This window comes from Brevibacillus brevis, assembly GCF_031583145.1.
Classification (GTDB): Bacteria; Bacillota; Bacilli; order Brevibacillales; family Brevibacillaceae; genus Brevibacillus; species Brevibacillus brevis_E.
The window spans coordinates 3,698,691-3,724,850 of sequence record NZ_CP134050.1; the positions used below are offsets into that span (position 1 = coordinate 3,698,691).

A 26,160-nucleotide genomic window follows, 5' to 3' on the forward strand; every position below is an offset into this window, starting at 1 on the left:
CCCTTATACTGGACAGGAATTTGATACCTTCCTATCTGTATGAAAAAGAGCCTCCCCTGTCCGAATACAGAGAAAGCCCCTCCCTTTTCCAATAGGAACAATGGTCAGTCAAACACGACGCCGTCAAGCACCCCTTCGCGCTTTAGGTACGCACGCAGCCAGCGGTACTCGGCATCCCGCCAGAAGACGTCTTCGGCCACTAGCCTGGCCGTTTCTTGACGGGCCACCTCCAAGGCCTTGTAGTCGCTGAGCAGATCGGCGACCTTGAACTCCGGAACCCCGCTCTGCTTGGTCCCGAAGAAATCGCCCGGTCCGCGCAGCTCCAGATCGCGCTGGGACAGCTCAAAGCCATCCGTCGTCTCGCACATGACGCGCATCCGCTCTTTCCCGATCTCCGATTTGGGGTCGGCGATCAGCACGCAGTAGGACTGCTCCGACCCACGACCCACACGGCCGCGCAGCTGGTGCAGCTGCGCAAGGCCGAAGCGCTCCGCATCGTACACCACCATGTAGGTGGCATTCGGCACGTTTACCCCTACCTCGACGACCGTCGTAGAGACGAGCACCGCGTATTCTCCCGCGAGAAACGCCTGCATCACGGCATCTTTTTCCTTGGCTGGCAAACGACCGTGCATGAGCCCTACGCCAAACTCGGGAAAGACCTGTGTGAGCTGGGCGTGAACGTCGATTGCGTTTTGCACGTCCAGCTTTTCCGACTCTTCGATCAGCGGGCAAATGACGTACGCCTGCCGTCCTTTGCGCAGCTCGTGGCGCATCTGCTCCAGCACGGCCGGAAACTGATCGTGCTTTTTCCAGGTCGTCTCGATCGGCTTGCGGCCAGCCGGCATCTGGTCGATGGTAGAGACGTCCATATCCCCGAAAGCCGTGATCGCCAGCGTCCGCGGAATCGGCGTCGCGGTCATGAACAGCACGTCGGGCGACAGCCCCTTGCTGCGCAGGATGCGGCGCTGCTCGACGCCGAAGCGGTGCTGCTCGTCCGTGATAACCAGGCCCAGTCGGGAGAAGAAGACATCTTCCTGGATCAAGGCATGCGTCCCGACCGCAATGTCGATCAGCCCCATCTGCAGGGAGGAAATGACCTCTCGTCTGCGCTTGGCCGTCAGCGAGCCGGACAACAGCGCCACCTCGATGCCGTGGGGAGACAACAGGCTCGTCAGCGACTGGACATGCTGCTCCGCCAAGATTTCCGTCGGGACCATCAGCGCCCCTTGATACCCTGCCTTGACAGCGGCAATGAGCGCAATTGCCGCGACCACGGTCTTCCCTGAGCCTACATCGCCCTGCAGCAGCCGATTCATGGCGTGCGGTGAGCGCAAATCATCCAAAATTTCTTTCACGACCCGCTTCTGTGCCTCGGTGAGCGGGAACGGCAAAGAGGCGACAAACTGCCGCACCTCTTCCATCGGAATGGACATCGCCACGCCTTCCGTTTGCTGCCGGTTCACCCGGCGCAGCGTCTGCATTTTCAACTGGAACAAAAACAGCTCCTCGAACATGATCCGCCGCCGCGCTTGCCGTCCTTCTTCCGCATTGGCCGGGAAGTGGATGGAGTGAAAGGCTTCGACACGGGGCATCAGCCGATAGCGCTCGACGATGTAGGACGGCAAAATTTCCGGAATCTCCTTGCCGTACTGCCGCAGCGCCTGCTGGATGGACTTGCGCAGCAGGTTGTGCGTGACATCTCCGCCCAGCGGATAGACCGGAGCCAGCTCACCCCGTTTGGCGGCTCGTTCGGAATCCGCCTCGGTCATCTCGCTGACGGTGACTTGCAGCTTGTGCTTGTCCCATTTTCCCGTGATGAGAATTTCCTTGCCCGGAGACAGTTTGTTTTTGACGAACGTTTGATTGAACCAGACGGCAGTGACCACCACCCGGTCCATGACTACCTTGACGGAAATGCGCGATTTGCCTTTTCCATAAAAACGAACAGAGGGTTCGCCGTATACGGTGCCCGCCAGCGTGACCCTCTCTCCGTCTTTTACCTCTGTCAAATCGCGCACGCGGTAGTCTTCGTAGCGAGTCGGGAAGTACTCCAGCAAGTCTCCGATACTGTGAATTCCCAACCCGGCAAAAGCTTTGGCCCGCTCTTCCCCTACCCCGTGCAGCTGGGAGAGCGGAGCTTCGTATGCCGTAGTCACTGCTTGTCGATCCTCACGCCGAAAATTTTGGCTTCGATTTGGCGTCCGGTCTGGGTAGCGGCCAATCCGCCCTGGGCCGTCTCCTTGAGCGCCGTCGGCATTGAGCATCCGATGCGGTACATCGCTTCGATGACTTCATCGGTAGGGATGACGCTCTTGATTCCGGCCAAGGCCATGTCAGCCGCCACCGTCGCGATTGCGGCACCCATTGCGTTGCGTTTGACGCAAGGCACCTCCACCAGTCCGGCTACGGGGTCACAAACCAGACCGAGCATGTTTTTCAGAGCAATCGCTACCGCCTGGGCCGATTCCTCCGGCGTCCCGCCCGCCATTTCCACGATCGCTGCCGCCGCCATCGCCGTGGCCGAGCCGACCTCCGCCTGGCAGCCGCCCGCAGCGCCCGAAATGAACGCGTTGTTGGCGATGCAGTAACCGATCGCCCCGGCAGTAAACAAGAAATGAACCATCTCTTCCCGAGTCGGCTGCAGCTTGTCGGACACCGCGAACAGCGTCCCCGGCACAATCCCGCAAGCTCCAGCGGTAGGCGTAGCCACGATCGTCCCCATCGCCGCATTGACTTCGTTGACCGCGACCGACATGGAGACCGCGTTCAGCAAGGTTGGCCCGGAGAGAAAGGGCTTGTCTTTCATATAGGTTTGCAGCTTTTTCGCGTCGCCGCCCGTCAGCCCGCTGTGCGAGCGAATATCTTCTTCCAGGCCGCGGCGCACCGCTTTTTCCATGACATCCAGGTTGGCGTACATGTCCTTCATGATATCCTCTCGGCTGCGCTGGGACACTTCCATCTCAGCCTCGATCATCACCTGGGAGATTTTCTTCCCCTGTGATTCCGCCAATTCCACCAGTTCAGCTACGTTGCGAAACATGTCGCGCGTTCACTCCTCTACTCCCGCAATTTTCGTGTGGGCAAAAGTCAGCATTCTTCTAGTTCAACGAAAGCAGGGATACATCAAATACGTGCGGAATCTGCCGGATTTCCTCCAGGACTTCCGCAGAGACCGGTGCATCTGTCTCGATCGCCATCAGCGCCCGGGAACCGCGGTCATGCCTGGAGACCTCCATCAGTCCCACGTTGATCCGGTGCTCGGTCAGCACCTTGGCTACTGCGGCGATCATCCCGAAGCGGTCCTCGTGCAGCACCAGCAGCGTCGGACTGTCGAAGCCGAGCTGCAGGCCGAAGCCGTTGATCTCCAGGACCTCGATCTTTCCGCCGCCGATCGAAACGCCGACGATCTCGGTCGCTCCGTCAACGTCAGACAGTTTGATTCGCGCCGTATTCGGATGCTCGGTCAAGACGTCGGACGTGAGCAGATCGACTTCCATTCCCGCCTTTTCGGCGATGATCAGCGAGTTTTTCAGGCGCAGGTCGGATGTGTCAAAATCCAGGATTCCGGCGACAGTCGCGACGTCGGAGCCGTGACCCTTGTACGTCTTGGCGAACGATCCGTAAAACGTGATCTCCGCGAGCTTCGGCTGTTTGCCGAACAGCTTGCGGGCCACCCTGCCGATACGTGCGGCACCTGCTGTATGTGAGCTGGACGGTCCAACCATGATTGGACCGATAATATCAAATACGCTTTTGTACTTCAACCGGTTCTCCTCCTGATATCGCAAGGGGTTACACAAGATTCACTCTCATTGTATCCTACCCGATGTGAAAGCGCTACGAAGAATATCTTCCGGGAGCATTCCGGCCATTTGAAAACCTGGCTACGCCATGCCTTTTGGCGGAGACGCGGCTGCCCTTATACCGGATCGAAATTTTATCCTGTCTGTACGAGAAAAACCTCCCTGATGGCCGGGGAGGTTTTCATCCTATGCCTTTACCATTACAATTCCCAGAAGTCCCGGACCCGCATGCGTACCGATGACGGGACCGATCTCTTCCAGGTGCGAATCGACGACCTGAAATTCCTGCTTGATCCTCGCCGAGATCTCCGTCGCCATATCCAGTGCACTGCTGTGCAGCACCGCCGTTTTGACCGGTTTTCCCCCCGCGTACTCCTGCAAGGTTTCCAGGACGCGATTCAACGCTTTTTTCGTTCCCCGCACCTTGTCGTACGCGCTGACGTAGCCCGCGGGATCGAGCGTCAGGATCGGCTTGATGTTCAGCAGCGAGCCGATGACCGCCGACGCGCGGCCGATTCGCCCGCCCTTTTGCAAGTATTCCAGCGTGTCGACGATGAAGTAGACCTGCACTTCGTCCAAATAGCGGTCGATCATGTCGAGAATCTGCTGCTTGCTTTTTCCTTCCCGCGCTGCCCTTGCCGCCTCCACGCAGATCATTCCATGTACGTAGGAGGCCTTGCGCGAGTCGATGACAGTGATGTCGATGCTTTCATCCAGCATGGACTTGGCGATCATGGCAGACTGATAGGTGCCGGACAAAGCCGAGGACAGGATAATGGCGATGATTTGCACGTCATCCCCGTACTGTTCGTGAATCGCTTTGTACGCTTCCGCAAACTCCAGCGGCGAAGGCTGGGAGGTAGTGGGCAGCACACTCGATTCCTTCAGCTTTTCAAAAAAAGCAGAGGATGAGATGGTGACTCCGTCCAGATACGTCTGCGGCCCGAACATGACCTTCAGCGGCACGGCCACAATCCCCAGCGATTGCCGCACAGACGCATCAATATCGGACGCGCTGTCGGTAAGAATCACGATTGGCATGCAACAGAGCTCCTCTCACAATTACTCCACAGAAAAAATAAACGGATACAAGGGCTGGCCGCCTTCCTGGATCTCCACTTCCACATCCGGAAACGCCTCCGCCAATGTCTGCTCCAGCTCTTCTGCCTGCTTCTCGGTCGCGCCTTCTCCCACAAACACGGTAACGATCTCGGCATCTTCGTCCACCATATGCGTCAGGAGGGCCGCAGCGCTTTCCATCAGATCGGGACCGGCTGTGACGATTTCCTTTTCGGCAATCCCGATGTAGTCGCCCTCCTTGATCGTGACCTCGCCCATTTGCGTGTCGCGGACCGCGTGCGTGACCATTCCTGTCTTCACCGAACCGATCGCTTTCTCCATCGCTGCGAGATTCGCATCCGGCGCTGCAGCCGCATTGAAAGCGACGAGCGCTGCCATGCCCTGCGGAATGCTTTTCGCCTTGACGACGGAGACGGAGGCCTCGGACAGCTCCGCCGCCTGCTCCGCGGCCATGACGATATTGCTGTTGTTCGGGAGGATGATGATGTGCTCTGCGTGCAGTCCCTGAATCGCTTTCAGGAAGTCCTCCGTGCTCGGATTCATCGTCTGCCCGCCTTCTACGACGACGTGCACACCCATGCTTCGCAAAATCTTGGAGATCCCTTCGCCAGCCGCTACAGCGATCAATCCGTAGGCGAGGGACGCGGTTCCCCGCTGGACCGCGGCCGTTTCCTGCCCTTTTCGCTCTTCCGCTTTGAGGATGTTGGCATGTTGTTCCCGCATGTTTTCGATTTTGATCCGATGCAGGCTTCCGAACTGCTGCGCGTATTGCAGCACGCTGCCTGGATGCTCGGCGTGAATATGGACTTTCACGACCTCATCGTCCGAGACCACCAGCAAGGAATCCCCCATCTGGTCCAGCTGGCCGCGAAACAGCCCTTCTGAAAACGGCTTTTTGTTCGGCTCCGTGCTTCCTGCGATGTGGACCATGAACTCGGTGCAGTAGCCGAACCGGATATCCTCCGTTTTCATGTGGATTTGCGCATGCTGCTCGCGTACCAGCTCGTCCAGATCCTCTTCCCGGATCGAGGGCTTTTGCTGGTGCGCCAGATCGTCGACAGCCTCTCCTCTGAGCGCGCGCAAAAATCCTTCGTATATAAACAGCAGGCCTTGGCCGCCCGAATCGACGACGCCGACTTCCTTCAGCACAGGCAGCATCTCTGGCGTGCGCAGCAAGGTGGCCTGCGCCTGTTCATACGTTTTCTCCATGACCGCGACGATATCGTCCGACGTGCGGGAAGCCCGGACAGCAGCCTCGGCTGCCTCCCGGGCGACCGTGAGAATCGTCCCTTCGACGGGCTTCATGACGGCCTGATAGGCGGAGTCTACCCCGGATTTGAATGCCTCGGCAAACTGGCGGGCATCTGCGACATCCTTTCCGCTCACCGCTTTGCTGAAGCCACGGAACAGTTGCGACAAAATGACGCCGGAGTTGCCGCGGGCACCCATCAAGAGGCCTTTGGCCAAGGCGGAAGCCGCTTCCGAGACACGCGGGGATTCCCTGCGGGACAGCTCCTCCACCCCCGATGTCAGCGTCAGATTCATGTTCGTTCCAGTGTCTCCATCGGGTACGGGAAAGACGTTGAGCCCATCCACCACTTTGACGTTATCGGACAAAAGCTTTGCCCCCAGGTAAACCATCCGGCTAAAAAGCACGCCATCAAGACGCGTATGTACCAACTGATGTTCCTCCTTATTATGTATCCCTGTCTGTACGTACTCCCTGCACGAAGATGTTCACGGCAGAGACGTCGATTCCGACTGTTTGCTCCAAGGTGTAGCGGACGCGGCGTTGCACGCTTGCGGCCACTTCGGAAATTTTCACGCCATAGCTGACGATAATGTGCATGTCCAACGTCACTTCGCCATTTTGGTTGTGAACGACGACCCCTTTGCTCAGGTTGTCTCGTCCCAAAAGCTCGGCAATCCCGTCTTTCAACGCTTTTCGTGGAGACATGCCGACGAGGCCGAACACTTCCATGGCCGCGCCTCCCGCAATCCGTGCGATCACTTCTTCTGTCACATCAATTTTCCCCAAAGGGGTACTCATTTCAACTGTCATGCAAGGACTCCTCCTCTTTTCAACAGCTTGATCGCTTGGTATGTATACATGCTTCCCATAATTCTACACTAACCCATAGGAGAAATGAAGCGTTTTGTCGAATCGGAAAGGAAGGAAGGAAGTGAAGGCTTTTCCACATGTCAAGTATTGCAATTGACAGCCTGCCTATGCTACTATGGTTGAGTATTTGTATTTCCCATTTGGGGAATCCCGTTTAGATGCAACAAGGAGGTGGATCGTAATGGCACGTCGTTGCTTTGTAACTGGTAAATCTGCTAAAGCTGGAAACGCTCGCTCCCACTCCATGCGCGCAACTCGCCGCACTTGGGGTGTTAACGTACAAAAAGTGCGCATTCTTGTAAACGGAAAACCGAAGCGCGTTTATGTAAGTACCCGAGCACTGAAATCCGGACTCGTAACTCGCGTGTAGTCTTGTCTGCAACGCGAAAAAAAGCACCCTCGAGGTGCTTTTTTGCATTTCTCAGGCGTTCCGCTCTTTCCCTCAGGGGCCTTTTGGCGAGGCCGTCATTTTTTCTTGTTGAACGCCTCTATGATGCCGCGAATCATGCCACCTAGGAACTTCGGCAACTTGATGGTGTAAAACCGCATGATACCCCTCCTCACCGAAATTACTTCACATGATACAGAAACCAGCCCGCCCCCATGAGAGCCAACGCTAACAGGCTATACCAAACCCACGGAGGTGCCGTGTACAGGAAAATGGTGATACCTCCGACAGCCAACGCAACCCCGAGAACACGTCGCAAGGCGCCCCCCTGTCGCAGGCGATAGGAGCGCAATCCCATTCATACTGCACCTCCTTCAGGTGTTCTCCCAAACGTGCATATTACATCATATTCTGCTGTCGGATAAACATGTATCCTGCCGGGCGAAAAAATGAATGGCCGCCTCCAGCCCGTATGAATGCCAGAAAAACAAGGAAATGATCAACAAAAAATCAGGCAACAATTTTTGCTGCCTGATTACCTTATGCGCACATTCTCGACAATATGCGTGTCCCTGCTACGCCAAACGGTCTCTTGCCGGAAACAACAGCGAGGACGCGCTTGTCATCACGACCGTCAGCACCGCTCCGGCAATCACCATTTCCGGCAGCAGGTATGTGATGTTGTACACGAAAGAATACAAGGCCACAGGCGTCCCCTGGGGAGCGTATTCGCCAAACCAGACGATCCCGGAGACGAAGTGGCAGACGAAGCGCCCCAGCACCCCGATAAGCAGCCCGCTCCACATCACCGCGATGCGGCTTTTTTTCGACTCAAAGCCGGACAGGCTCACCAGCCCGGAAAGTCCCAATGCGCCAAACGCAAGCGGATAATCCAGCAGCAGCTGAACCGGATTCACGACCGTGCTGCCGAACAAGAGCTGCAGCACGCCCACTGCCAGTCCCGTAATTACCCCGGCCCACAAGCCCCGCCGTACCGCGATCAGTGCGATCGGCACCATGACCAGCGAGACCGAGCCGCCCTGCGGCATCTCGAATACCTTAATCAGGCTGAAGACCAGCGCCAGCGCCGCCATCATCGCCATTTCCAACAACGTGATCAATCGCATGCGATCCAACGTCATTCACTCCTTTTCATCCTATCCCGATCTATAATAGCAAACAATCTGGCAACTACGGTCGCCGCTCCCTGATTCTAGCCCAAGTGCGAAGGACCTGTCAAAAAAGAAAAGCCGCGAGCTGTAGGCACAGCCGCGACTCAATGCTCTAGCGGACTTTCTCCAGGAACTGCTTGGCCCGCTCGCTCTTCGGACTTCGGAAAAACTCCTGAGGAGGTGTCTCCTCCACCAGCTTGCCGTTGTCGATAAACAAAATCCGATCGGATACTTCTTCGGCAAACCGCATTTCGTGCGTCACGATCGCCATCGTCATACCGGTGTGCGCCAGGCCCTTCATGACCTCCAGCACTTCCTTGACCATCTCGGGATCGAGAGCGGAGGTAGGCTCGTCGAACAGCATGATTTGCGGTTCCATGACGAGGGATCGCGCGATGGCCACACGCTGTTTTTGCCCCCCGGACAGGCGGGACGGATACACATCCGCCTTGTCCGACAAGCCGACACGGCCGAGCAGCTCTCTCGCCTTTGACTCCGCCTCTGCCTTGGACATTCCCTTGACCTTGATCGGGGCATAGGTCAGATTGTTCAGCACGGTCATATGGGGAAAGAGATGAAAGTGCTGAAACACCATCCCGATTTTTTGCCGGACTTTCAGTACATCCGCTTTGGGGGCTGTAATGTCCTCCCCGTCGATGGTGACTCTGCCGGTCGTGGGCACTTCCAGCAGATTCATGCAGCGCAGCAGAGTCGACTTCCCGGAGCCGGACGGACCGATGATCGCGACGACCTCTCCTTTCCCGATCTCCGTAGAAATGCCCTTCAACACTTCGAGCTGTCCAAACGATTTGGTAATGTTGTCGATCTTAATCACTGCGCCTCATCCTCCTCTCCAGCATGCGCGCCACCCAGGTCAGGATCATGACCATGACGTAGTACAGGACACCGGCGATGATATACGGCTCAAAGTACCGGAAGATGGTGCCTTTGACCACGTTCGCGTTTTGCAGGATGTCGGCGAGGCCGATCGTGGAGACGAGAGCCGATTCCTTCAGCAGCGCGATCGTCTCGTTGACCAGCGCAGGCAGGATGTTTTTGACCCCCTGCGGCAAAATGATGTCCAGCATCATCCGGCGGTATGGAATGCCGAGCGCTTTGGCCGCTTCCCACTGCCCCTTGTCCACCGCGAGAATGCCCCCGCGGATCGTCTCGGAAATGTACGCGCCGGAGTTCAGCGTGAACGTCAACACAGCCGCTTCCAGCTGGGAGATGTTATAACCGGTCAGCTGCGGCGTCGCAAAGTAGACGAAGGTCAGCTGCAAAATCAGCGGCGTGCCGCGAAATACGGACGTATAAGCGACCGCCAGCCAATTCAGCGGACCGAATTTGGAGATCTTGATGAGGGCCAGGATGGAACCCCAGATAAACCCTAAAATCACCGAAATCAGCGTGACGAGTAATGTTACCTTTATCCCATTCAAAATGAAAGGGATATAGGGCACAATCTGTCCAAAATCCAAATCCATGCCCGTACCCACCCCTTTCTGTCAATCGTGTAGCTGTTTGTCTTTGCCGTACCCGGCGATTATTGGCCGAACCATTTTTTGATCAGCTTGTCCATTTCTCCGTTTTCCTGCATCTCTTTGATCACCTTGTTGAACTCCTCTACATGAGGCGATCCTTTCGGGAAGGCGATCGCAGAGCCGTTTTTCTCGTCGGATTGGATCGTGGTGTACTGCAGGCCCGGGTTGCTCTCTACGAAGCCTTTCGCCACGGTATCCTCGAGGATGGCGGCATCTACGCGTCCCGTTTTCACTTCCTCAACGATTTCCCCCGTTTTGTTCAGGGAAGTGATTTGCAGACCGGGTGCCGTCGAAGTCGCCAGCTCCTTCGCAGCGGATTCCTGGATGGAACCCAGCTGTACCGCTATCTTTTTGCCTGCGAGCTGCTCCGGCTTCGTCAGGCTGCTCTCCTTCTTGGTCACGATCGTATTTTTCGCGTCATAGTAGATCGTGGAGAAATCGACGTTCTTCTCGCGGTCAGGAGTCGGCGTCATTCCTGCCATGACGAAGTCCGCACGGTTGGTTTGCAGTGCCGGGACCAGTCCGTCGAAGTTCATGTCGGTTACCTTTACTTCATACCCGAGTTTTTTTCCGATGTAGTTGGCAATGTCCACGTCGAACCCTACGATTTCGTCCTTGCCGCTGGACAGGTCGTGGAATTCATACGGCTTGTAATCCGCAGATGTAGCCATGTTCAATACCTTTGTGCCACCGCTCGCCTGACCGGATTGCGGTGTCCCCGCAGGCTGGCCGGTGCCGGGCTGATTGCCTGTGCCGCACCCTGCCAGAACGGCTGCAGCCAGGAGGGAAGTGAATGCGAGAGAAACGAGCGATTGTTTTTTCATAATGGTACCCCCGTTAGGATTGTAGTTAGCATCAGCGAAGAAATGATGTCTGAAACAAGTAGATTGCATGAATGAAAAACTTATATTTATACAGCATAATGATTATTTTAATCATTAGCTGAACAATTTCAATCTTTTTTTAGCCATATCTCAAATATCCAATTTACTGAATTTTATTTACAAATAAATAGAGTGGTGGTTTTTCCTGTCCGTTGTAGTATGTCCGGATTGGGCAATTTCTCCGCAGAATGCCGATTTTTCTCTGGCGAAAAGCCTGGCAAAGACTTATAGTGCATATGAAATCAACTTTGAGGAGGAAGTATGATGGCCCAAAATTGGACTTCCTATTTTCAAGAAAAGCTCCCCGAGGTGCTCGAGGAGCTGCGGACATATGTAGAAATGGAGACGCCCACCCAGAACAAGGAGGCGGTGGACAAGCTGGGAGAATTCATCGCTGGCCGCTTCCGCTCTCTCGGCTGCAGGGTCGACATCATCCCGCAGCAGATATACGGAAACCAGCTGCGCATCGAGTTCGGCGAAGGGGAGGAGCAGGTCCTGGTGCTCGGCCATTTCGACACGGTAAAGGAAGTCGGCACGCTCGCCCGCGAGCCATGGAAAGTCGTGGACGGCCGTGCATACGGTCCGGGGACGTACGACATGAAGGCCGGCATCGTCTTTTGCTACTATGCCTTGAAGGCGATTGTGGAGCATAACATCCCCTTGCCAAAAAAACTCGTCTTTTTCTGGAATACGGATGAGGAAATCGGGAGCGTGTCGTCGGAGCGGTGGATCCGGGAAGAGGCCAGACGGAGCACATGCGCGCTGGTCATTGAGCCTGCCGCAGGAGATGGCTCGCTGAAGACCAGCCGAAGTGGCGGAGGAGAATTTCTGCTGAAAGTGACGGGCAGGGCTGCCCACGCGGGGAACGACCACGCCTTGGGCGTCAACGCCATCGAAGAGATCGCACACCACGTCCTTTCCATCCAGTCTTTTACAGACTATGCGGCAGGCTCGACGCTCTCGGTGGGAACGATCCGGGGCGGCAGCGTCTCCAACGTCGTCCCGGACTATGCGGAGGCGGAAATTGATGTGCGGATCCGCAAAAGCCAGGAGGCTGCGCGGATTACTGCTCTCATGCATGGACTCGCGCCGATCCTGCCCGGTGCCCGGCTGGTCGTGGAAGGCGGCATCAGCAAACCGCCGATGGAGAGAACCAGCGGAACCGAGCGACTGTTTTCGCTCGCCCAGGAGCAAGCCCGCCTGGAGGGACTCACGCTGACGGAACGAGCCGTAGGCGGAACGAGCGACGGGAACTTCGCGGCAGACGAAGGCACACCGACTCTCGACGGGCTAGGACCTGTCGGGGACGGCGCCCACGCTTCCCATGAGCACATCGTGATCGATGCCGTTCCCGGCCGCATCGCCGTCCTTCTGCGTCTGCTTAGCAGCTTGTAAGGTTTGGATTGCCCTCCGCCGCGAAAACGGCGGAGTTCTTTTGCTCTACTTTTTGCGGGGGCATCATATATATATCTATCGAGCGAAAGGAGTTGAGAAGATGGAGACCGCAAAGCCGCTTCCTAGCAATCCGGTTGGATTTTGGCGCCGTCTGGGGGCCAGCCTGCTGGACGGATTGATCATCGGGATCCCCCTTGCCCTTATCTCTTACCTGCTTACCGGCGATACGGAAGGGAACCTGTTTACCAACCTGCTATCGTTTCTGTACAGCCTGCTTTTGCCCGTCTTCTGGTACGGATACACCGTCGGAAAGCGAATCATGGGCGTGCGGATCGTCAAGCTGAACGGGGAGCCCGTGGGAATCGGCACGATGCTGCTGCGTATCGTGATCGGGATCTGGCTGATCTATTCCGTGACGCTCGGCATCGGGGCGATCATCAGCGCCATCATGGTCGGCGTCCGCGAAGACAAGCGCGCCATTCACGATCTGGTGGCGGGCACGTACGTCACCTCCGATCAGCCGTAATGCAGCGGCCGCTCACCGAAAGCGATATGGATGCCACGAAAATTAGAAAACCTGGCTTCGCCAGCTTGGCGGAGCCGCGGTACCCAAAGGGCACAAGTCTCTCTATCTCACTGTGTTCGAAGTCTCGCTATGTTGCCCTTATACCGGATAGGAATTTTATAAATTCCTATCTGTACGACGAAAGCCACCCCTCTTGCCTGAAGGGTACCTCCCATTGTTTTGTGCGATCCAACATGGGGGCTTCTTCAGGCATATAAAGGATGGCTTTTTTATCTGGAGATCTGTGGCATCAACCGCGAATAGCAGCAATCGCCTGGGTGCGGTCTGCCTGGTTGAATACGGCGCTGCCGGCCACCAGGACCGTAGCTCCCGCTTCTTCGCACAGACGCGCTGTCTCGGCGTTCACGCCGCCGTCAATCTCGATCTCGACGTGGCCGAGGCCGCGCTCATCCAGCATGCGGCGGAGCTCCTTGACCTTGGGCAGCACATTGTGAATGAATTTCTGCCCGCCAAATCCGGGATTGACGGTCATCAGGAGCACGATGTCCACATCCGAAAGGACATGCTCGATCGTCCCCAGCGGCGTAGCCGGGTTCAGGACCACACCGGCCTTGATCCCCTGTTCTTTGATCAGGTAAATCGTCCGGTGCAGATGGCGGCACGCTTCCTGATGCACGGTGATCCAGTCCGCTCCGCTCTTCGCGAATTGCGGAATGTAGCGGTCCGGCTCCTCGATCATCAGGTGAACGTCGAGCGGCAGTTTGGTCACGGGGCGAATCGCCTCGACGATCAGCGGTCCGATCGTAATATTCGGCACGAAATGTCCGTCCATGACATCGACGTGAATCCAGTCTGCCCCTCCCCGTTCGACATCCAGAATCTCTTCTCCCAGTTTGGCGAAGTCAGCCGACAGGATCGAAGGCGCGATTTTTACCATGGTTTATTCCTCCGTTGATATTCTTTCAGCTCATCTCGGAATTGCAAGTAATGGTCATACCTCTCTTGACTCAGCTCCCCGGCAGCCACTGCCTCCTGCACGGCGCAGGACGGCTCGCTGACGTGCAGGCATCCCCGAAACTTGCAGCCGGCGGAACGATCCGCGAAATCCCGGAACGCTTCCGCCAGACCCAGCTCGTCCAAACCGTTAAACTCAAGCGAGCTGAAGCCCGGGGTATCTGCCACATAGCCGCCGCCTTCCAGCGGAATCAGCTCGACGTGACGGGTCGTATGCTTTCCGCGCCCGAGCTTTTCGCTGACATCCCCAGTCTGCAGGCTCATTCCCGGAAACAGCGCGTTGATCAGAGAGGATTTGCCGACACCGGACTGACCGGCGAAGACGGAAATGCGGTCATGCAGGACGTCCCTGACTTCGGATATGCCCCGCTGCTGCTTCGTCGACGTCGGGATGACGGTATACCCGATCGCTTCGTATTTCTGCACGATCGCCGCGACTTCTTCCTCCGTTGCATGATCGGCCTTGGACAAAACGATGACAGAGTCGATCCCCGCATGCTCCGTATGCACCAGAAACTTGTCGAGCAGCAGGGCGCTAAACGCCGGCTTGAACATGGAAAAAACCAGTACGGCCTGATCCACGTTGGCGATAGGCGGGCGAACCAGCTCGCTGGTCCTCTCGCCCACCTCCATGACGTAGCCCTCTTCTTCACTGATCGCATCGTAGACGACCCAGTCGCCTACGAGCGGATTCACTTTGGCTCCCTTTTTCTTGAAAAGCCCGCGAGCACGACAGCTGAAAATCCTGCCTTCATCCGCTACGTAGTAAAACCCGCTCAATGCTTTCACAATCCGTCCTTCTGGCATTCATGTCCCTCCACCTGATTATGGCAAGCTGCTGTACGAAATCGGAATGGTCTGGTATTCCACGTAATTGTTTGTCGCCGGATCCTTCTTGAACACTTTGATGACTGCATCTTTTTGCGGAGACATGACTACCGGTATGTCATAATCCTTGCTCTCGGCAATCTGCTCCTTGTACACGCCCGATGTGTCTCCACGGGCGTCGCTTACATCGATTCGAATGTCAGCGGTCTCTCCCGGCACGATTTCGACGTAGACCGGCACGTTGGCCAGCTTGGCGTCCTGCGGGTACTGGCCATTGCTCACCGTGAGCGGGATCGCTACTCCTTTTTGCACGTCCATGCCCGCATCGTACGGATGGGTCGAGAGCACGATGCCGGCCTTGTCTGTCGTGTAGGAAGGCTCTTCCTTGATATCGCCGATCGCGAGGTTGTACTTGAACAGTTCGACTCGCGCCTGCTCCATCGTTTTCCCGATGACATTCGGCATTTTCACGTACGATTTCCCTTTGCTGACCGTCACCTTCACAGTCTGCTTGCCCGGATACACTTTCGTATTCGCATCCGGCGACTGGCCGATTACCATGCCTGCCTCTGCCTTGTCGTCCTCGACCTCTTCATAGGTGATCAGTTCCGGCTTGAAGCCCAATTGCTTCAGCGTCTGCTCGGCTACCGCGCGCGAGGAGGACACGAGGTTCGGCATGTCGATCGCCTCCTGCCCCTTGCTGACGTAAAGCGTGACAGTCGCCTTTTCCTTCAGCCGCATCGGCGGCGCCGGATCTTGCCTGATGACCATGCCCTTCTCTATCGTGTCGTTGGCTTCCTCTACGATATTCGCCACCAGGTTGGCATCCTCGATCTTTTTCTGCGCCAGGCTGACTTCGATTCCTTCCACATAAGGGACCTGCACTTCCGGCACCGAAGGGAAGACGTTCAGGAGGAAGTTGAACCCGAAGAAACCAAGGACCAGGAACAAGCCGATCCCTACGACCCAAAGCAGGGTTTTCACCCACCATTTGCGCTTGGGCTCCTGCTCCTCTTCCTCATCGCGCGGACTTTCATAACGGCTCCGCGAACCGCCGACCGTCCTCCCGCCATTGTGGTTGTCGAGCATGTCCTGCGTGATGATCGGCACCACGCGCGTCATCTCCTCGTCCTCGGGGAACGTCAGCTTTTCCTCGTTCAACCGCTCCGGAAAAAGACACGTCTCCAAATCTTCAAGCATTTCGCGAGCGGAAGCATAGCGCAGGAACGGATCCTTTACCAACGCTTTGAGAATGACGTTTTCCACGCTTTGCGGGATAGCAGGGTTCACTTGCCGAGGCTCCGGCAGCGGCTCCTGCAAATGCTTGAGAGCGACAGAAATCGGCGAATCGCCGGAAAACGGCAGCTCGCCCGTCACCATCTCATACAGCACAATCCCGAGCGAGTAGATGTCCGACTTCTCCCCCGTGATGCCCCCTCTGGCCTGCTCCGGGGAAAAGTAATGAACGGACCCAAGCATCGCATTCGTGTGCGTGATCGTCGTGGAAGTGACCGCCCTCGCAATCCCGAAGTCGGTGACCTTCACCCGCCCGTTTTTCCCGATCATGATGTTGTGCGGTTTAATGTCCCGGTGAATGATCTGATTCTGATGGGCGTGATCAAGCGCGTCGCATATTTGTGCAGCGATTCTCACAGCTTCTTCCACAGGCAAAGCCCCACGCTGGATAATCAGTTCCTTGAGCGTGTAGCCTTCTATGTATTCCATCACCATGTAATGGGTATCGCCTTCCTGCCCGACGTCGTACACCCCGACCACATTGGGGTGAGACAGGCTTGCCACCGCCTGCGCTTCCCGTCTGAACCGGTTGACGAAGTCTTCATCCCCGCCGAATTGGGAACGCAGCACTTTCACCGCTACTGGACGATTTAGTATCAAATCTTTGGCTTTGTACACGATAGCCATACCGCCCCCGCCTACACGGGCCTCCAATTGGTATCGCCCTCCAAGCCGTTGACCTTCCATCTCTCTCACCCCTCTTTCCTACTGGCGTCGGGCATGTTGCGGACAGCTACCAGCGTGATATTGTCCTGCCCTCCTGCGGCCAATGCTTCCTGCACCAAGCCTTCTACTTTCTCCTGCAGCGACGTCGGCTTCCGCAGCCACTCTTCCATGACGGAAGGCGGAACTTTATCGCTAAGTCCGTCCGAGCAGATCAAGACGACATCGCCCGGTGCCCATTCGAACTGGTCCAGGTCGACGAGCACATCCGGCTCCGTCCCGAGAGACCGCATGATCACGTTGCGGTGGGGATGGACAGCCGCTTCTTCGGCCGTGATCTGTCCGCTTTTCACCAGCTCGTTCACCAGCGAATGGTCCTCCGTCTTCATGACCAGGCCATCGGCGCCGAATTTGTACAGCCGGCTGTCGCCGATATGCGCCGTAATCACCGTGCTTGGCCGAAACAAGGCTGCGATCGTCGTCGTTCCCATTCCGCTGCATTCCGGGTGCTCCAAGGCGTACTCGTACACTTCCTTGTTGGCGAGCAGGACGGAGTTCATCAAATACTCTCGCAGGTCCGCCCCTTCCAGCTCTCCATCGATGTGACGCAGTTCTTTTACTATTCGCTCAACGGCAAGGCGGCTGGCGATCTCACCAGCCTCGTGGCCGCCCATTCCGTCAGCCAAAACAGCCAGGGCGCGTCCGTTCGCGTCTGCCTCACAGGCATAGTAGTCCTCGTTTACGGAACGGACGTGGCCCACATGGGATTTCATTGCAATTTCCATGGTATCACCCCACGGTTTCTTTAGCGTGTTGTGCCCTCAGCTGTCCGCACGCGGCTGCGATGTCGCTGCCGTGCTCGCGTCTGATGGTCACATTGATTCCCTTGTCCTCCAGGATGCGTTTGAATTGGAAAATCTCATTGCGCGGCGTGCGGACATAATCGCGCTCCGGCACGTAGTTGACAGGAATCAGGTTGACATGGCAAAGCATGTCGCCAATCAGATCCGCCAATTCTTCCGCGTGGTGCGGCTGATCGTTCTTGCCACCGAACAGACCGTATTCAAAGCTGATCCGCCGACCTGTCTTGTTGATGTAGTGACGGCACGCTTCCATCAGCTTTTCAAGCGGGAAGCCGCGGTTGATCGGCATGAGCTGCGTTCTCAGCTCCGTGTTGGGAGCATGCAGGGAAATGGCGAGGTTGACTTGCCCGCCCCGTTCGGCGAACTCGTAAATTTTCGGTACGATTCCGCTGGTCGAGACAGTGATATGCCGCGCGCCGATGTTCAAGCCGCGGTTGTCGTTGATGACGGACAAAAAGGCCATCAGGCTCTCGAAGTTCTCAAACGGCTCCCCGATCCCCATCACGACCACGTGGCTGACACGCTCTCCTTCTTCGTCGAGCTTGCGCTGGGCCATCAAGACCTGGGAAACGATCTCTCCCGCGTCCAGGTTGCGCTTGAGCCCGCCTAGCGTGGACGCGCAGAACGTACAGCCGATTCGGCAGCCGACCTGCGTGGTCACGCAAATGCTGTTTCCGTAATTGTGGCGCATGATGACTGTTTCGATGGCGTGGCCATCCACCAGCTGAAACAAAAACTTGATCGTGCCGTCTTGGGACTGCTGGTGCATGATTTCTTTCAGCGGATCGATCCGGAAGGTGTCCTCCAGCTTTTGGCGCAGGTCCTTGGACAGATTGCTCATCTCCTCGAAAGAAGAGACGCGCTTCACGTACAGCCAGTCAAAAATCTGCTGGGCGCGAAACGGTTTGTCTCCCGCTTCCACCAGCCATTGCTTCATTTCGTCTTGCGTCAAACTGTAAATGAGCGGCTTTTCGCCCGTAAATGTCGTAATCGGCATGCTGTTTTCACATCCTCAAGTTCATGGCTTGCATAAATCGTCATTTAATCATTGTAACTCGCAAACGTCCACGCTTCAAACGGTTTTGCCATCCAGCCAGGAAATGCGTCGCTTTTCCTAGTGTAAACCATTCCGAACACATGCAAACAAAGGCAAGGGAGTGGCACGATCCCGAAGGCGCGCCACCCCCATTATTCTTACCCTTTTCGCTTCAAACGGGCTATGAAAAAACCGTCACTGTCAAAGTGATGCGGCAAGATTTGAATAAACGCGCCGGACTCGTCCACTTTTGCCCGCACATTCTGCGGCAAGTCGTCTTGGAGCGTGGAATCGAGCACAAACTCGGGATGCCTGTCGACGAAACGGCGAACGACATCCTGATTTTCCATCGGTTCCACCGTACACGTACTGTAAACGAGGGTTCCCTCTGGAGCCAGCATGGAAGAGAGGCCCGCAAGCAGCTGGTATTGCAGCTGCGCAATCGAGCGCACGTCTTCCGGCGACTTGTTCCACTTCAAATCCGGCTTGCGGCGGATGACGCCAAATCCCGTGCATGGCGCATCCAGCAAGATCCGGTCAAACATCCCCAGCCCTTTGTCCGGGAGGTCGAGCGCATCGGAGACGATCGGCTCGATGATGGAAATCCCCAGCCGCTCGGCTGCATGGGCAATCAGATCGCGCTTGTGGGGATGCACGTCGTTGGCAATAATTTCTCCGCGATCCCCCATGAGCTCGGCCAGGTGAGTCGTCTTCCCACCGGGTGCAGCGCAAGCGTCCAGGACGCGCATGCCCGGCTTGGGAGACAGCGCCGGAGCGACCAGCATCGAGCTTTCATCCTGCAAGGTGTAGTAGCCTTCCTTGAACCACCGAGTCCCGGCAGCGTGACCGCCGCCTGCGAGCACGAGTCCCTGCTCGCTCAAAGCTGATTCTTTGGCCTCGTGTCCTTCCTCCCTCAGTCGCGCTACCAGCTCGTCCTTCCCGATCTTAAGCGTGTTCACCCGCAAAGACGTATGGGGCGCCCGATTGTTCGCTTCACAAATGGCCTTGGTCTCCTCTTCCCCGTACTGCTTGATCCACTTGCGGACCAGCCATTCCGGATGGGAATACAGCACGGCGATTTGCTTTGCGGCATCGCCTTTGGGTACTCGTTCCCACACGTCAGGCTGGCGCAAGACATTGCGCAAGACGCCGTTGACCATGGACGCGATCCCTTGGTGGCCTCTGCGCTTGGCGATTTCTACCGCTTCGTGCACAGCCGCGCGTTCGGGGATGCGGTCCAGATACCGGACCTGGTACAGACTGAGCAAGAGCAGATTGCGTACCCACGTCTGCAGCTTTTTCCCAGTGGTGAACTGGGACAGGACAAAGTCAAGCGTCAGCCGGCGCTGAATGGTGCCGTACACGAGCTCGGTCACCAGTCCCGTATCGGCAGGATTCATGTCCGACCGGTCCAGGACATGGCGCAGCTCCAGATTGCTGTACGATTTGTGTTCTTCCACCCGATTCAAGACATCGAGAGCGATATCGCGGGCTCCTTTTTTTGCCACGGGCTATTCTCCTACCTTCGTGCCGATTTCGATGCTGCTGCCCGCTCCGCGCAAAAAGTCGAGAGCGCTCATCCGCTTCTTTCCTTCCGGCTGCAGCTCGGTGATTTTGACCGCACCTTCGCCGCACGCCACAACCAGACCATCCTCTTCCCGGGCGATGATCGTCCCCGGCTCCCGGTCTGTCTTGCCTTGCGACAGCTTTTCGACCCACCAGAGCTTCCATACTTTTCCGCCGTAGGTCGTGAAAGCGACAGGCCAAGGATTCAGGCCGCGCACCTGGTTGTAGATCTGCTCGGCAGTGCGAGTCCAGTCGATGCGCTCGTCCGCCCGCTTGATGTTCGGAGCGAAGGACGCAGCCTCGTGGTCTTGCGCCTCCGCCTCGATTTCACCTGCGAGCAGCCTGGGAACCGTGTCGATCAGGAGAGCAGAGCCCGCCGCCGCCAGCTTGTCGTGCAAGGTGCCGACCGTGTCCCGCTCCTCGATGGGAACGACTACCTTGGAGAGCATGTCTCCCGCGTCCAGCGCTTCCACCATGTACATGATGGTGACGCCGGATTCCTTTTCGCCTTCCACGATCGATTTGTGGATCGGAGCCCCGCCGCGGTATTTCGGCAAGAGGGAAGCATGGACGTTGATACACCCAAAGCGAGGCGCCTCCAGCAGCCGCTTGGGCAGGATCTGTCCGTACGCTGCCGTCACGATCAAGTCAGGCGCAAGCGCCAGAACCTCGTCCAAAGCGGCGTCCGCCTTGATTTTTTCAGGCTGCAGCACTTGCAGTCCATGACGCAAAGCCGCCTCCTTGACGGGGGGCGGCGTCAACACTTGCTTGCGTCCTACCGGGCGGTCGGGCTGGGTAACCACCCCGACCACATTGTATCCTTCCCTGAGCAGCGCCTCCAGGCTGGAGACAGCAAAGTCGGGCGTACCCATGAATAAAATGCGCGTATCTTTCAATGCAGTTTATTCCCCTTCCTCATCCGGGCTCACCTGATACACCTTGTCTGCCACATCGATGAACAGCACGCCGTTCAGGTGATCGATTTCATGTTGGGAGCAGCGGGAGAGCAGGTCCTCCGCCTCCAGCTCGATGGGATTGCCGAAGCGGTCCTGTCCGCGCAGCTTGATCCATTGGTGACGGCGCACATCGCCGCGCAGGCCCGGGATGCTCAGGCAGCCTTCCGGATAATCAAATTGCTCGCCTTTGAAGTCCACGATTTCAGGGTTGACGATCTCGATCAATCCATCGCCGCAATCCATGACGATCACGCGCTTGGAGATGCCCACCTGCGGTGCCGCCAGGCCTACCCCGTCGGCATCGTACATGGTTTCGGCCATGTCGTCCAACAGCTTGTGCAGATTGGAGTTGAATTTGGTGACCACGACCGCTTTTTCCCGTAGGATCGGATCTGGATGTTTTACGATATTGCGAATAGCCATGTGCTTGTTATCCTCCCTAAAGCAGTACGTACGGATCAACGTCTATCGTCATGAGTACTTTCTGCTGTTTGTTCCATTCTTCAAACGCAGCGGTCGCCCTGGCCAGCAAGGCGGAAAGCTGCGGTTCATCCCGATATTTTAACATGATCTGAAAACGAAATCTATCCTTCACTCGGGCAATAGGCGACGCTACCGGTCCGAGCAGGATCGTCGTCTCGGCAAGACGAGGCCGCAAATAGTCCGCCATCGTATGCGCGCCGCGAATGACGACGGGCACGTCTTCGTGACTGAAGGTGATCAGCACGAGGCGGAAGTAAGGCGGGTAGCCTGCTGCCCTTCGCTGTAGCATCTCGTCTTCGTAGAAAGCCGGATAATCGTGACGTGTCGCGTGGACGATGCTGTAGTGCTCCGGCGTGTACGTCTGGATGACCACGTCGCCTTCCAGCTCATGCCGTCCCGCTCTCCCTCCGACCTGCGTAAGCAGCTGGAACGTCTTTTCGGCCGCGCGGAAATCAGGCAAGTGAAGCGAAGTATCGGCCGCGATGATGCCTGCGAGCGTCACGCGGGGAAAGTCCAGCCCTTTTGCGATCATCTGCGTCCCGAGCAGTACGTCCCCCTGCCCGGACCTAAACTTGTTCAACAGCTCCTCGTGGGCGCCCTTCCGCGACGTCGTATCGACGTCCATGCGAATCACGCGAATGCCCGGAAACAGCTTGGCCAGCTCTGCCTCCACCTTCTGCGTCCCCGTCCCGAAAAACCGGATGTGCTCGCTCTGGCATTCGGGGCAGTGGGCAGGCTGGGCAATGGTATAGCCGCAATAGTGGCAACGGGCAGTGTGGTTCGTCTTGTGATAGGTGAGCGAGATGTCGCAGTGGATGCAGCGCATCGTATAGCCGCAGGAGCGGCACATGACGAAGGTGGAGAAGCCTCTGCGGTTGAGAAAGATCACCATCTGCTCCTGCTTCGCAAGCCGGTCCGCAATCATCTCGTGCAGCTTTCTGCTGAACATGGAGCGGTTTTCCGCTTGCAGCTCTTCGCGCATATCGACGACGTGAACGTTCGGCATCGGCCGGTTTCCTACCCGGTCCGGCATTTCCAGAAGCGAGTAGCGCCCACGCTTCGCCAGCGCATACGTCTCCAGTGCCGGAGTGGCACTGCCCATCAGAAGCACCGCCTCGTTTTCTTTCGCGCGCCACAAGGCCACCTCGCGGGCGTGGTAGCGAGGCGTCTCTTCCTGCTTGTACGAGCTTTCGTGCTCCTCGTCGATCACGATGAGCCCGACGTTTTGAAACGGCGCAAAAATCGCCGAGCGAGCCCCGACGACGACCTTGACCTGGCCTCTGATAATCTTCCGCCACTCGTCGAAGCGCTCGCCTTGCGACAAAGCGCTGTGCAGCACGGCGACGTCCGCCCCGAAGCGCTCCTTGAAGCGCTCCACCATCTGCGGCGTCAAGGAAATTTCGGGAACGAGAAAAATCGCTTCCCGCCCTTTGGCCAGCGTCTGTTCGATCGCTTCGAGGTATACTTCCGTCTTGCCGCTTCCCGTCACCCCATGAAGCAGGTAGGAGGCATAGCGCTTCTCTTGAATCGACTGGACGATAGGTGCAAGGACCTGCTTCTGCAACGGTGTAAATTCGGGCTTCGCCTTCTCGGCAAAGCGCCTGTTCGCGAATGGATCACGGTACACCTCGACCTGCTCGATCACCAGCCACCCCTTCGCCTCCAGGGTCTTCAGCGAAGAACGGGTGACACCCCATTCGCCTTCCAGCATCTTCGTAGAAAAGGACTGGCCTTCGTGCGCAGCAAACAGTTCGAGAACTCGTCGCATCTTCTCCGCCCTCGCAGGCAATCCGGCGATCGCATCTGCGAGCTCTTCGCTGCCGAGCAGGCAGCGTACGAACGACTGCTGTTTGCGCGTGATCCGATCCCTCACCTGGTATTCTGTCGCCAAAAGGCCGCTGTGAATCCAACCGGGCACAAGCAGGAACTCTTCCGGAAATAGCTTCTCGACCTCTGCGAGCGGAAGATGCTGCTTGCGGTAGAGCTCCCACAAAAGACCCGAATTGCCGCACGTCTCTTCATCCAGCTGGTCCGTGGCCGTCAGCCATTTTTCCGATTTGCCTTTGAGAACGGCCGGAATCATCGCCTGAACTGCTGTCACCCACGGGCACAAGTACTGCCTGGACATCCATTCGCTCATTTTCAGCAGTTCAGGCGTCAAGGGGGGCGTATCGTCCAGTACCTGTTCGACATCCCGCAGACGGCTTGTGTCCGTCAGATCGGGAGCGTTTTCGGCAATACCGATGACGTACCCCTGCAGCTTGCGCGGACCAAATGGAACCACGACGCGGCTGCCCACCCGAATCAGCGGTGTCAGCCACGCGGGCACCCGGTAATCGAACGGCCGGTTCGTCCGGTTGACCGGCACGTCCACGATGATTTGGGCGATCATGACAGCTCGGACAGCGGACGTTCGGACAGCTTCAACAGCACGGCATCAAACAGCTTGTCCGCTACCTCTCGCTTGCTCAGTTTTTCCAGATCCACCTGTTCTCCGGCTCGAGTCAGCAGCGTCACGACATTGGTGTCGCTGCCCATGCCCGCCCCTTCCGCAAGCACATTGTTCGCTACGATCATGTCGAGATTTTTCCGCTCCACCTTGGACTTGGCGTGCTTGATCAAATCCTGCGTCTCCGCCGCGAAGCCGACGACGAACTGCGTCGTTTTCCTCTCCCCGATCGTCTTCAGGATGTCCGGGGCTTTATCCAGCTCGAGTACCAGCGGTCCATCGCCCTTCTTCATCTTATGCGCATGCACCGTCTTGGGACGGTAATCGGATACCGCGGCCGACTTGACGACGATATCGCTCTTTGGCAAATGCTCCATCACCGCATCGAACATTTCCTGCACCGACTCGACCGCTACGAACCGGACGCCATCCGGTTTTTTGAGCGCAGTCGGTCCGCTGACCAGAACGACCTCTGCCCCTCGGTCTCGTGCGGCTTCCGCGATGGCGTAGCCCATTTTTCCGGAAGCGTGGTTGGTAATGTAGCGTACCGGGTCGATCTTCTCCCGCGTAGGTCCTGCCGTAACCAGCACTCTCTTTCCATGCAGATCCAGCGGACGGACATTGCCCTTCTCCTGCTGTGCAAAGAAAGCGCGGACTGCCTCCACGATTTCCTCCGGCTCCGCAAGCCGTCCTTTTCCGATCCAGCCACAGGCCAAAAGCCCGACTCCCGGCTCTACGAAGCGATAGCCGTACTCCGCCAGCTTTTCCATATTGGCCTGGACGGCAGGATGGTCGTACATGTTGACGTTCATCGCAGGCGCCACCATCACGGGCGATTTGGTAGCCAGCAGTGTGGTCGTCAGCATGTCGTCGGCAATCCCGTTTGCCATTTTTCCGATGATGTTTGCTGTCGCGGGTGCCACCAAAACCAGATCCGCCTTGTCCGCCAGCTCGATATGGCTGATGACGTGAGCGTCCGGTTCTGTAAAGGTGTCGGTATGTACTGGTTGGTGAGACAAGGCCTGAAATGTCAAAGGCTGCACGAACTGAAGGGCGTTGTGCGTCAGGATGACATTCACCTGCGCCCCAGCCTGCGTCAGCTTGCTCGTAAGTGCCGCGGCCTTGTAAGCCGCAATGCCTCCGGACACGCCGAGTACGATTCGTTTTCCTGCGAGCGAAACCATGCGTCTCTCTCCTCTCTTGCCCATCCGAAAAAAACAACCTGCACGAGGTTGTTTTTCAAGGCGTAATGCGTATGGCAGCTATTACAGTTCGTGAACCATCAGCTCGTCGGAAATAAATTCTTCCAGCGCTTGGCCGACAAACTTTTTGGATTTCGGTTTGACTACCTGCAGTTCGCTGTTTTCCCGCAGCTGACGGGCACGCTTGGACGCCACCGTCACGAGAATGTATTTGCTGTCTGCTTTTTTCGTCAGCTCGTCAATGGATGGATACAACATGAATTACTCGACCTCCCTAAGCCATTTGCGATATTTGTGAATCTGACGTTCTTTTTTCAGGTGCTCGGCGGTAATAATCGCCTGGATCCGGTCGCACGCCGATTCGATGACGTCGTTGACGACCACGTAGTCGTACTGATCCATCAGCTCGATCTCCCCCCGGGCTACTTCCATTCGCTTGCGAATGACTTCCTCCGTTTCGGTGCCGCGACCGACGATGCGGTTTTCCAGCTCGTTCAGATCAGGCGGGGCCAAAAACAGAAACGTCCCTTGCGGAAAACGCTTTTTCACTTGCAAGGCACCCTGAACTTCAATCTCCAGAATAACATCTTTTCCTTCTGAAAGCATGTCATTCACAAACCGGCGCGGCGTTCCGTAAAAATTGCCGACGTATTCCGCCCATTCCAGCAGTTCATCCTGCTCGATCATCCGCTGAAACTCTTCCTTCGATTTGAAAAAATAATTGACTCCTTCGACTTCTCCCGGACGCGGCGAACGGGTGGTAGCGGATACGGAGTACACCAGCTCGGGCATTTTTTCCCGCAAAGCCTTGCACACCGTTCCTTTCCCCACCCCTGCAGGCCCGGAAAGAATCAAAAGAAGACCGCGATCCTCCATGGTCATGATTC

Annotated in this window: 27 protein-coding genes; 3 read left to right on the forward strand and 24 right to left on the reverse strand. The window is 56.9% G+C overall.

The features are described from left to right. Nucleotides 1-104: 104 nt before the first annotated feature. The 6 genes from recG to RGB73_RS18385 all read right to left on the reverse strand — a co-directional run bounded on the left by recG (nt 105) and on the right by RGB73_RS18385 (nt 6,948). Nucleotides 105-2,159: an ATP-dependent DNA helicase RecG gene (gene recG, locus RGB73_RS18360; protein WP_310764208.1), complete on the reverse strand. Its 2,055-nt coding sequence runs from the start codon at nt 2,157-2,159 to the stop codon at nt 105-107. Then, nucleotides 2,156-3,043: an L-serine ammonia-lyase, iron-sulfur-dependent, subunit alpha gene (gene sdaAA / locus RGB73_RS18365; RefSeq protein ID WP_310764209.1), complete on the reverse strand. Its 888-nt coding sequence runs from the start codon at nt 3,041-3,043 to the stop codon at nt 2,156-2,158. Before sdaAA ends, recG begins: the two co-directional genes overlap by 4 nt. Nucleotides 3,044-3,101: 58 nt before the next feature. Continuing rightward, the gene (gene sdaAB, locus RGB73_RS18370) at nt 3,102-3,767 is read right to left on the reverse strand and encodes an L-serine ammonia-lyase, iron-sulfur-dependent subunit beta (RefSeq protein WP_310764210.1); all 666 of its coding nucleotides are present in this window, start codon (nt 3,765-3,767) and stop codon (nt 3,102-3,104) included. 225 nt (nt 3,768-3,992) lie between these two features. After that, nucleotides 3,993-4,847: a DegV family protein gene (locus tag RGB73_RS18375; RefSeq protein WP_310764211.1), complete on the reverse strand. Its 855-nt coding sequence runs from the start codon at nt 4,845-4,847 to the stop codon at nt 3,993-3,995. Nucleotides 4,848-4,868: 21 nt separating this feature from the next. Then, nucleotides 4,869-6,566 (reverse strand): DAK2 domain-containing protein, encoded by a 1,698-nt coding sequence (locus RGB73_RS18380; RefSeq protein WP_310764212.1) that lies wholly within the window; start codon nt 6,564-6,566, stop codon nt 4,869-4,871. A gap of 16 nt (nt 6,567-6,582) precedes the next feature. After that, a complete protein-coding gene (locus RGB73_RS18385; RefSeq protein WP_310764213.1) occupies nt 6,583-6,948 on the reverse strand; it encodes an Asp23/Gls24 family envelope stress response protein in 366 nt (121 codons plus the stop codon). A gap of 241 nt (nt 6,949-7,189) precedes the next feature. Here RGB73_RS18385 and rpmB point away from each other — a divergent pair, with 241 nt between their 5' ends. Beyond that, nucleotides 7,190-7,378, forward strand: coding sequence for a 50S ribosomal protein L28 (rpmB, locus tag RGB73_RS18390; RefSeq protein ID WP_005831020.1), 189 nt, complete (start codon nt 7,190-7,192; stop codon nt 7,376-7,378). A gap of 95 nt (nt 7,379-7,473) precedes the next feature. Here rpmB and spoVM read toward each other — a convergent pair whose 3' ends face one another. From spoVM to RGB73_RS18420, 6 genes are all read right to left on the reverse strand, one after another. Then, nucleotides 7,474-7,557, reverse strand: coding sequence for a stage V sporulation protein SpoVM (spoVM, locus tag RGB73_RS18395; protein WP_005831022.1), 84 nt, complete (start codon nt 7,555-7,557; stop codon nt 7,474-7,476). A 20-nt stretch (nt 7,558-7,577) separates the two neighbouring features. Beyond that, nucleotides 7,578-7,754, reverse strand: coding sequence for a hypothetical protein (locus RGB73_RS18400; RefSeq protein ID WP_310764215.1), 177 nt, complete (start codon nt 7,752-7,754; stop codon nt 7,578-7,580). Between the two features lie 217 nt (nt 7,755-7,971). Continuing rightward, nucleotides 7,972-8,532: an energy-coupled thiamine transporter ThiT gene (thiT, locus tag RGB73_RS18405; protein ID WP_310764216.1), complete on the reverse strand. Its 561-nt coding sequence runs from the start codon at nt 8,530-8,532 to the stop codon at nt 7,972-7,974. 148 nt (nt 8,533-8,680) lie between these two features. Further along, entirely contained in the window at nt 8,681-9,403 is a 723-nt protein-coding gene (locus tag RGB73_RS18410) for an amino acid ABC transporter ATP-binding protein (protein ID WP_310764217.1), read from the reverse strand. Then, the gene (locus RGB73_RS18415) at nt 9,396-10,055 is read right to left on the reverse strand and encodes an amino acid ABC transporter permease (protein ID WP_310764218.1); all 660 of its coding nucleotides are present in this window, start codon (nt 10,053-10,055) and stop codon (nt 9,396-9,398) included. The genes RGB73_RS18410 and RGB73_RS18415 overlap by 8 nt, the downstream gene beginning before the upstream one ends. 59 nt (nt 10,056-10,114) lie before the next feature. Then, a complete protein-coding gene (locus RGB73_RS18420) occupies nt 10,115-10,936 on the reverse strand; it encodes a transporter substrate-binding domain-containing protein (RefSeq protein WP_310764219.1) in 822 nt (273 codons plus the stop codon). Between the two features lie 324 nt (nt 10,937-11,260). On the opposite strand from RGB73_RS18420, the gene RGB73_RS18425 reads away from it, so the two are divergent. Continuing rightward, a complete protein-coding gene (locus RGB73_RS18425; RefSeq protein WP_310774423.1) occupies nt 11,261-12,391 on the forward strand; it encodes a M20 family metallopeptidase in 1,131 nt (376 codons plus the stop codon). 100 nt (nt 12,392-12,491) lie between these two features. After that, a complete protein-coding gene (locus RGB73_RS18430) occupies nt 12,492-12,917 on the forward strand; it encodes an RDD family protein (RefSeq protein ID WP_310764220.1) in 426 nt (141 codons plus the stop codon). 289 nt (nt 12,918-13,206) lie between these two features. Here RGB73_RS18430 and rpe read toward each other — a convergent pair whose 3' ends face one another. The 12 genes from rpe to gmk form a co-directional block, all read right to left on the reverse strand. Next, complete coding sequence (gene rpe / locus RGB73_RS18435) at nt 13,207-13,854, reverse strand: ribulose-phosphate 3-epimerase (protein WP_310764221.1); 648 nt, start codon at nt 13,852-13,854, stop codon at nt 13,207-13,209. Next, nucleotides 13,848-14,738, reverse strand: coding sequence for a ribosome small subunit-dependent GTPase A (rsgA, locus tag RGB73_RS18440; RefSeq protein WP_310764222.1), 891 nt, complete (start codon nt 14,736-14,738; stop codon nt 13,848-13,850). The genes rpe and rsgA overlap by 7 nt, the downstream gene beginning before the upstream one ends. Before the next feature lie 18 nt (nt 14,739-14,756). Further along, complete coding sequence (gene pknB, locus RGB73_RS18445; protein ID WP_310764223.1) at nt 14,757-16,742, reverse strand: Stk1 family PASTA domain-containing Ser/Thr kinase; 1,986 nt, start codon at nt 16,740-16,742, stop codon at nt 14,757-14,759. Nucleotides 16,743-16,747: 5 nt separating this feature from the next. Continuing rightward, nucleotides 16,748-17,503, reverse strand: coding sequence for a Stp1/IreP family PP2C-type Ser/Thr phosphatase (locus RGB73_RS18450; protein ID WP_310764224.1), 756 nt, complete (start codon nt 17,501-17,503; stop codon nt 16,748-16,750). A 4-nt stretch (nt 17,504-17,507) separates the two neighbouring features. Beyond that, complete coding sequence (rlmN, locus tag RGB73_RS18455) at nt 17,508-18,578, reverse strand: dual-specificity RNA methyltransferase RlmN (protein WP_310764225.1); 1,071 nt, start codon at nt 18,576-18,578, stop codon at nt 17,508-17,510. A 197-nt stretch (nt 18,579-18,775) separates the two neighbouring features. After that, a complete protein-coding gene (rsmB, locus tag RGB73_RS18460; RefSeq protein ID WP_310764226.1) occupies nt 18,776-20,125 on the reverse strand; it encodes a 16S rRNA (cytosine(967)-C(5))-methyltransferase RsmB in 1,350 nt (449 codons plus the stop codon). 3 nt (nt 20,126-20,128) lie between these two features. Beyond that, on the reverse strand, nt 20,129-21,079 hold the full coding sequence (gene fmt / locus RGB73_RS18465) for a methionyl-tRNA formyltransferase (RefSeq protein WP_310764227.1): 951 nt from the start codon (nt 21,077-21,079) through the stop codon (nt 20,129-20,131). A gap of 6 nt (nt 21,080-21,085) precedes the next feature. After that, nucleotides 21,086-21,562 carry a peptide deformylase gene (gene def / locus RGB73_RS18470; protein ID WP_310764228.1) on the reverse strand — a complete coding sequence of 159 codons (477 nt, stop codon included), beginning with the start codon at nt 21,560-21,562 and terminating at the stop codon, nt 21,086-21,088. A gap of 16 nt (nt 21,563-21,578) precedes the next feature. Beyond that, entirely contained in the window at nt 21,579-24,014 is a 2,436-nt protein-coding gene (gene priA, locus RGB73_RS18475) for a primosomal protein N' (protein ID WP_310764229.1), read from the reverse strand. After that, nucleotides 24,011-25,255 (reverse strand): bifunctional phosphopantothenoylcysteine decarboxylase/phosphopantothenate--cysteine ligase CoaBC, encoded by a 1,245-nt coding sequence (coaBC, locus tag RGB73_RS18480; RefSeq protein WP_310764230.1) that lies wholly within the window; start codon nt 25,253-25,255, stop codon nt 24,011-24,013. The genes priA and coaBC overlap by 4 nt, the downstream gene beginning before the upstream one ends. Nucleotides 25,256-25,336: 81 nt before the next feature. Beyond that, a complete protein-coding gene (gene rpoZ / locus RGB73_RS18485; protein ID WP_310764231.1) occupies nt 25,337-25,531 on the reverse strand; it encodes a DNA-directed RNA polymerase subunit omega in 195 nt (64 codons plus the stop codon). Nucleotides 25,532-25,534: 3 nt separating this feature from the next. Next, on the reverse strand, nt 25,535-26,155 hold the full coding sequence (gene gmk, locus RGB73_RS18490) for a guanylate kinase (protein ID WP_310764233.1): 621 nt from the start codon (nt 26,153-26,155) through the stop codon (nt 25,535-25,537). Nucleotides 26,156-26,160: the final 5 nt, after the last annotated feature.